Here is a 1,465-nt window from a genome sequence, read left to right as displayed (position 1 = left end):
CGCCCGCCTTCAGTACGGCGAGGACCGCGACCACCAGGTCGGCGGACCGGGGCAGCAGCACCCCGACCAGCTTCTCCGGACCCACACCCTGGCCGACCAGCCAGTGCGCCAGCCGGTTCACCCGCGCCTCCAGCTCGCCGTACGACAGCGTCTCGGCGCCGCACACGACCGCGACGGCGTCCGCGTTCCGGCGGGCGTGCTCGGCGACGGACCGGGCGAGGGTCGTGCCGGGCACGTCGGCGGCGGTCGCGTTCCACCCGGCCACCACCTGGTCGCGCTCGACTTCGGACAGCAGCTCCAGCCGCCCGATGCGCAGCGACGGATCGGCCGTCACCTGCTCCAGCAGCCGCACCCAGCGGGCCAGCAGCGCCTCGACCGTCGCACGGTCGAACAGCTCCGTGGCGTACTCGACGACCGTCTCGATGCCCGTCGGGCCGTGGGCCGCGTCGTGCCCCTCGGTGAGGGAGACGAGCATGTCGAAGCGCGAGGTGCCGGCGCTCACCACCTCGGCCTGCACCTGGAGGCCGGGGAGCCGGAAGTCCTCGCCCGGCGCGTTCTGGAGGACCAGGGCGACCTGGAAAAGGGGGTGGTGGGCGGTGGAGCGCCGCGGGTTCAGGCGTTCCACCAGGTGCTCGAAGGGGACGTCCTGGTGTTCGTACGCGGCGAGACTGGTCGCGCGGACCCGGCCGAGCAGTTCCTCGAAGCTCGGGTCGCCGGAGGTGTCCGTGCGCAGCACGAACGTGTTGACGAAGAAGCCGATCAGTTCGTCCAGGCCCTCGTCGGTACGGCCGGCCACACCGCTGCCCAGGGGGATGTCGTGGCCGCCGCCGAGGCGGGTGAGCAGCGCGGCCATCGCGGCCTGGAGCACCATGAAGACGGTGGTGTTCGACTGCCGGGCCAGCGCCACCAGCCGCCGGTGCAGGGCGGGGTCCAGGTCGAAGGTGAGGTGCTCGCCGTCGTAGGAGGCCACCGCGGGGCGCGGGCGGTCGGTGGGGAAGCTCACCAGGTCGGGCAGGCCGTCCAACTGCGCACGCCAGTAGGCGACCTGTCGCGTGAAGACGCTGTCCGGGTCGTCCTCGTCGCCGAGCAGTTCGCGCTGCCACAGGGTGTAGTCCACGTACTGCACCGGCAGTTCGGGCCAGCCCGGGTCGCGTCCCTCGGTGCGCGCGGTGTACGCCTCGACGACGTCACGGGCGAGCGGGCCCATCGACCACCCGTCACCGGCGATGTGGTGGAGCAGCAGCAGGAGGACGTGGTCCTCCGGACCGGTCTCGTACAGCCATACCCGGACCGGGACCTCGGTGGCCAGGTCGAAGGGGTGCCGGGCCGCCTCTTCCAGCGCTTCCCGCAGCTCCGGCTCCGGTATCCGCCGGTGGTCCCAGGCGAAGTCCGCGTCGGCGGCCTCCAGCACGACCTGCCGCGGCTCGCCGTCCACCTCGGGAAAGACCGTACGCAGCGTCTCGTG

1 protein-coding gene is annotated in these 1,465 nt (G+C 72.7%); it reads right to left on the bottom strand.

Translation table 11 applies throughout. The features are described from left to right. On the bottom strand, positions 1–1,465 hold a 1,465-nt coding region (locus ACH4EB_RS38685), incomplete at both ends, for a condensation domain-containing protein (RefSeq protein WP_398353231.1).

The organism is Streptomyces sp. NPDC018045, from assembly GCF_044327445.1.
GTDB lineage: Bacteria > Actinomycetota > Actinomycetes > Streptomycetales > Streptomycetaceae > Streptomyces.
The sequence above is the reverse complement of the archived record's forward strand: the minus strand, read 5'-3'. Positions and strand labels throughout refer to the sequence as shown.